Source organism: Pseudomonadota bacterium (assembly GCA_026388215.1).
GTDB lineage: Bacteria > Desulfobacterota > Syntrophorhabdia > Syntrophorhabdales > Syntrophorhabdaceae > JAPLKF01.
Genome location: JAPLKF010000064.1, coordinates 1 through 5426 on the forward strand (window position 1 = coordinate 1; position 5426 = coordinate 5426).

General features: G+C 41.7%; 6 protein-coding genes. 4 read left to right on the plus strand and 2 right to left on the minus strand.

Annotated features, from left to right (window positions below; genetic code table 11):
• The coding region (locus NTU69_04380; protein MCX5802762.1) for a hypothetical protein at nt 1-552 on the minus strand (552 nt) is incomplete at its 3' end.
• Nucleotides 553-791: 239 nt separating this feature from the next.
• Here NTU69_04380 and NTU69_04385 point away from each other — a divergent pair.
• Nucleotides 792-2246, plus strand: a complete 1455-nt coding sequence (locus NTU69_04385) for a UbiD family decarboxylase (GenBank protein MCX5802763.1) — start codon at nt 792-794, stop codon at nt 2244-2246.
• 29 nt (nt 2247-2275) lie between these two features.
• Nucleotides 2276-3481: a Tm-1-like ATP-binding domain-containing protein gene (locus NTU69_04390; protein MCX5802764.1), complete on the plus strand. Its 1206-nt coding sequence runs from the start codon at nt 2276-2278 to the stop codon at nt 3479-3481.
• A gap of 257 nt (nt 3482-3738) precedes the next feature.
• Here the strand turns inward: NTU69_04390 and NTU69_04395 are convergent, their stop codons facing one another.
• Nucleotides 3739-4530 (minus strand): IclR family transcriptional regulator, encoded by a 792-nt coding sequence (locus NTU69_04395; GenBank protein ID MCX5802765.1) that lies wholly within the window; start codon nt 4528-4530, stop codon nt 3739-3741.
• Between the two features lie 190 nt (nt 4531-4720).
• Between NTU69_04395 and NTU69_04400 the strand changes: the two genes are divergently transcribed.
• Together NTU69_04400 and NTU69_04405 are read left to right on the plus strand one after the other, a co-directional pair.
• A complete protein-coding gene (locus tag NTU69_04400; protein MCX5802766.1) occupies nt 4721-4924 on the plus strand; it encodes a hypothetical protein in 204 nt (67 codons plus the stop codon).
• A 213-nt stretch (nt 4925-5137) separates the two neighbouring features.
• Nucleotides 5138-5426: LD-carboxypeptidase (locus NTU69_04405; GenBank protein ID MCX5802767.1), on the plus strand; the 289-nt coding region annotated here is incomplete at its 3' end.

The window sequence follows — 5426 nt, forward strand, 5'->3', positions numbered from 1 at the left end:
CATGCTCCTCCCGCCCCAGAGGTAAGGGACGCCGAGAAAGAGCCTGGCCATATTTACAATGTTTTTCCTGCACCTTTTTTTGCTTGACCTCCCGGACATCCTGTTTACATCCCCTTTCATTACCCAGCCATCTTTGCCATCTGTCAGCTCAACGCAAAAATATCTGTTGTGCGGTGATGCCTTTTCTTTTACCTTGAACCTTGTCCCTGCTGAAACGATGAGTAATGGCTCGCCCCCTTTCCTTGGGTAGCTTAATATACGGGCGGCTTTATTTTTTACGACAATATTATATTCTGGCGGTTTATCAATAAATATAACACTCCTTTTCCTCACCCACCCAGGATAACCCTGCCAGATATTGTTTCGGGTAAACTTCTTCTGCTCAATTGCCCCAACATAATACCAACCTTCATTTTCATCTCTATAAATGAGTATTTCGTTATATAAGACCTGCGTCTCCTGTAACTCATCATGGGTATAATCGGGTGCTGCATCAATCGGTTTTCTTCTTAAATCTGCAACAGGGTCTGTAACTATAAGTAATTTTTCCATTTCTTCCTATAGTGTTATATTTATCATTTTCTTATACTGGATAACAATTATAAATCGCATTGTTACAGCTTCTTTAGAATATTCTGTGATTTTTTTAGCTTATTTGATTATTATACTACCCTTTAAAATTTGTCATTTCATTATATGAAATATAATTTTAAAAATGTCTTGACAAAAAATTTCGTTCAAATAAAATTGATAAGGTAAAGCATTTAAACAATATAAAATGGAGGGTTAGAATGAAAAAAAGTGATGGAATACCTCAGGATTTAAGAGAATTTCTAAACATTATTGAAGGTAAAGGGAACCTGAAAGTTATAGAAGGAGCAGACTGGAATATCGAAATAGGGGCAATAAATGAAATGATGGCTGAAAAAAAAGGCCCTGCATTATTATTCGATAAAATTAAAGATTACCCAAAAGGTTACCGTGTCGCAACGAACATACTCCACCGGGATGACTTCCAGAAGATAGCCTTTGGTATCCCAGAAAATTTAAGCAATCTCGATGCGGTAAAATTTTGGAAGGATAAGTGGAATAGGTTTAAACCGGTCCCGCCTAAGGTGGTAAAAAAGGGTCCTGTTCTTGAAAATGTGATGGAGGGCAAGGATATAGATATTCTTAAATTTCCTACACCAAAATGGCATGAACATGATGGAGGAAGATACATTGGAACAGGGGTTGCTACAATCACGAGGGATCCTGAGGAAGGTTGGATAAACGTTGGTACTTACCGTGTGATGATTCAAGACAAAAAAACAGTTGCCTTTTATTCATCACCAGGCAAGCATGCAGTTATCATGAGAGAAAAATACTGGGCTCAAGGGAAGGAATGCCCGGTAGTGATGTGTTTTGGCCAGCAGCCCTTAATTTTTGGGAGTTCAACAATGGGTTTGCCCTGGGGCGTGTCTGAACTGGATATGGTTGGTTATATGCAGGGTAAGCCGGTAGACGTCATCCTTGGTAAATATACAGGTTTACCAATACCTGCAAATGCAGAGCTTGTGATAGAGGGTTTCTCTCCTTCGACAAAGCTGGACGGGAGGCCGGAAGGACCCTTTGGAGAATGGACGGGCTACTATGCTTCAGGCAGAAGGGACGAACCTGTCGTTCATATTAAGAGGATATATTTCAGAAATAACCCGATAATTCACGGGCAGCCACCCATCAAGCCACCGGTTAACACCTGGTTTCCCATTCCCCTCCATACTGCCACTATGTTGTGGACAGAGCTTGATAAGCTTGGCTTGCAGAATATAACCGGCATATATGTACACGGACCAGGCAACAGGGTTATATGTGTAATTTCTTTGAAGCAAAGATTTCTCGGTCATGCAAGGCAGGTTGCTACCGCAGCAGGTGCTCTTCTCATAGGTGGTGCATGTACTGGTAGATACATTATTACGGTTGACGAAGATATTGACCCTTCTGACTTAGATGAGGTATTGTGGGCAGTATGTACGAGATGTGACCCAGAAATGGCGATTGACATTGTACCCGGGTTCCTCACAAGTCCGCTGGATCCCATGTTACGGCCGGAAAAGAGGGAAAGAGGTGATTTTACAACCGCTAAAGTTTTTATAAATGCGTGTAAACCCTATCACTGGAAGGATAGATTTCCACCGATCAACAGAGTCCCATCTGAAACGAGAGAAAAGGTAATGAAAAGGTTTAAGGAGCTTTTTTCAAAGTAAGGGAAAACAGGCAGGTAGAGGATAGAAAAATGAAGAATATTCTGCTTATAGGAACCCTTGATACTAAAGGGGATGAGCTCTTATTTATGAAAGAGCTTGTAGAGAAGGCGCATCATTGCCCAATCGTAATGGACATAGGCATTCTCGGTGAGTCAAAGTTTAAGGCGGATATCACGAGAGAAGATGTATTAAGACATATCGGGAAGGATATAAAGTATCTGATTGCTTTGCAGAACGAGTACGAGGCTATAAAATTAATGTCTTCCGCCGCCGAGATTGTGTTGAAGAAGCTCTATCAGGAAGGCAAAATAGATGGTACTGTGGGGATAGGCGGAGGGCAGGGTTGTTCGATGTGCTCTCCTGGCATGAAACAGTTACCTGTGGGATTTCCGAAGGTCCTTGTCTCTACCAAGGCTGTGCAGGCTGGCATTAAAGAATACGCAGGGACAAAAGATATTGTGATAATACCGGCAGTGTGTGATATAGCAGGTCTGAACAGGATTACGAGAAATGTGCTGAAGAATGCTGTTGGTGCTATATTGGGTATGGTTAATATTGAAACCGCACCACACCTGGAAGGGCCGGTAGTGGTGATCAGCATGAACGGTACTGTCACCACCTGTGGTCTTTACATTAAAGATTTGCTTGAGAAAGACGGATATGAAGTAATTGTTTTTCATACACTTGGAGTTGGCGGTAAGGCAATGGAAGAGCTAATAGAAGATATTGATATTGATTGTGTAATAGAGCTGGCATTGAATGAAATAGGCAACGAATTATTTGGTGGATTGGCTTCAGCAGGTAAGGAGAGATTGGAGGCTGCCGGGAGGCGGGGGGTTACACAGATTGTTACCCCTGGGAGTATTGATTTTATAAACTTTCTCACGATGGAGACGGTTCCTGAAAAGTATCAAAATAGAAGGCTATACAGGCATAACCCGCAAGCCACAGTTATGCGAATGGAAATGGAAGAAATGAGGGTTATAGGTCAGGTTATTGCAGAAAAACTTAATAAATCCAGAGGGAAATTAGAGATAATGATTCCTCTAAAGGGTTTTTCTATGTGGGACAAAGAAGGGAAAGTTTTTTATGACTTGGAAGCAGACAGACATTTTATTGAGTCCTTTAAAAAACATATATCGCCAGTTATCCAAGTCACAGAGTACGACCTTCACATAAATGATAGGTCATTTGCAGATTTAGTATATAAGCGATTTACTGAACTTGTAAAATAACCACCATCACTTCTGTTACTGGGGCTTGCGTCGCCCCCTCCACAGGCAAAGCCCCACCCACTTCGTGGGTACCCGGCCTCCCCCTCTCGCTCACGGTGTTCGCTGTATAGATTCCAACGGGCGGCGCAAGGCAAACAGAGGACCACGCTTTCAAGCGTGGGTGAATGTATTATTATTCACGCAATGCGTGTATGTATTAGTGCCACGGGCTTGCCCGTGGGAATCTATGATGAAGATGGGCCTTCAATGGCTCATCTTCATCCCTGTTTCTCTGCATTATGACCGAGTTTTCGTGAAATAGCCTGCGATGCATCAAGCATTTCCCCGATTGCCCTTTTGATGTCTTTTTCTTTCATTTGAAATTCTGGCAGTGCAACACCCAGTGCTGCCACAACCTTACCAGAAAAATCTCTTATTGGTACACCTAGGCCTATTACTCCTTCGATAACGGTACTCCTTTCAAGGCAGTATCCAAGACTTTTTATCTCGTCAAGTTTCTGTTTTAATTTCTCGATGTCAGTAATGGTCTTTTCAGTAATTTTATACGGCTTGTACATGGTGAGTAACCTTTGTTTTTCCTCGTCCTCCATATATGCGAGGAGTGTCATGCCGAGCATGCCATAATAAGGTGGCCTCTTCAATCCTACATAAGACGATACCCTGATAATACTTTCCGATTCCCGTTTGTCTATATAGAAGAGGTGGTCATCTTTAATGATACCCAAAAGCACAGTTGCCCGGAGACTGTGCCCAAGAGTCTCCATATGAGGTGACACAATATTTCTGATGGATAAGGAAGCATACACAATGCCACCGAGTTCAAGAAATCTGAGCCCAAGGGTATATGTTTCCTCTACTGGATTGTATGTGAAAAATCCGTATTGTTCCAGGGTCTTTAGGATTCTAAATGCTGTAGCTTTGGATAGGTGAGTTTTTTTAGATATCTGTTCAAGGGTAAATAAATTCTCTGTGTAGGTGAAAAGATCGAGGATTTTGGTGAGTTTACCAAGTACCTTTACGTTGTATTGTTGATGATTCTTTGAGTTCATTTGATAAGCACTCAACCTCAGGAATAATATTTTTTTCAAAAAAATTGCTTATTAAGGCTAACTATTTAACACACTAAGGGATAATATTTCCATCTAAAAAACCATTGCCCATTTCATTTGTCTAATATGCAGTTCTCTGGTACAATTAATTAACAATATTAAAGCATATTAAAGGGGTCTACGTGGTGATATGAATGGTTTTCTTGGTTTCTGTGATTTGATGTGTAAATATGCAGAGATTCCGAAGGACACCGCTGTTGACGGGTCTGGAAGCTGCAGAACCTTCGTTGCACTATACTGCAACCTCAAAAGGTCCCTGGTGCACAAGAATATGCCGTGCAGTCAGAAGATCCTGAGGAAAGAAGGCAAGGGAAAAGGAGTGAGTAATCAGTAGGCAGTAAGAAGTAAGCAGTAAGAACTTAATCCTTATTGACGGGCATAGGCTCGGCAGGTAATCTAAGGGATGTTGACAATCCGAGCCTCTAAAGGGGAGGTTATAGATTTGCAGGACGGGTTAAAAAAGGTATGAAAGTTATTAAACCAAAGCGCTACAATTTATGCTGAACGTGGGAAGTTAAACCTTGAAGATTTGGGTTACAAAGTTATTATGGGGAAACATGTGAATGATAGGCATCTTCTATTTGCAGGTGATGCGAAGTCACGGGCAGACGACATAAACAGGGCGTTCGGGGATAAATCTATTCGTGCAATAATCTGCACGCGCGGTGGCAGCGGGACACTCCACATCCTGCCCTATATTGATTTTTCAATGATCGAAAAAAACCCCAAGATATTTATCGGTTACAGTGATATTACGGCATTGCAGATAGCGATGTTTAATAAAACCAGGCTTATCACGTTTTATGGTCCCATGGTCGCAACGGATCTTGGTAAGG

What these genes read in the sequence shown, in the direction of transcription:
- NTU69_04400 (MCX5802766.1), top strand. Translation starts at nt 4,721, where the DNA reads ATGAATGGTTTTCTTGGTTTCTGTGATTTGATGTGTAAATATGCAGAG.
- NTU69_04385 (MCX5802763.1), top strand. Translation starts at nt 792, where the DNA reads ATGAAAAAAAGTGATGGAATACCTCAGGATTTAAGAGAATTTCTAAAC.
- NTU69_04395 (MCX5802765.1), bottom strand. Translation starts at nt 4,530, where the DNA reads ATGAACTCAAAGAATCATCAACAATACAACGTAAAGGTACTTGGTAAA.
- NTU69_04390 (MCX5802764.1), top strand. Translation starts at nt 2,276, where the DNA reads ATGAAGAATATTCTGCTTATAGGAACCCTTGATACTAAAGGGGATGAG.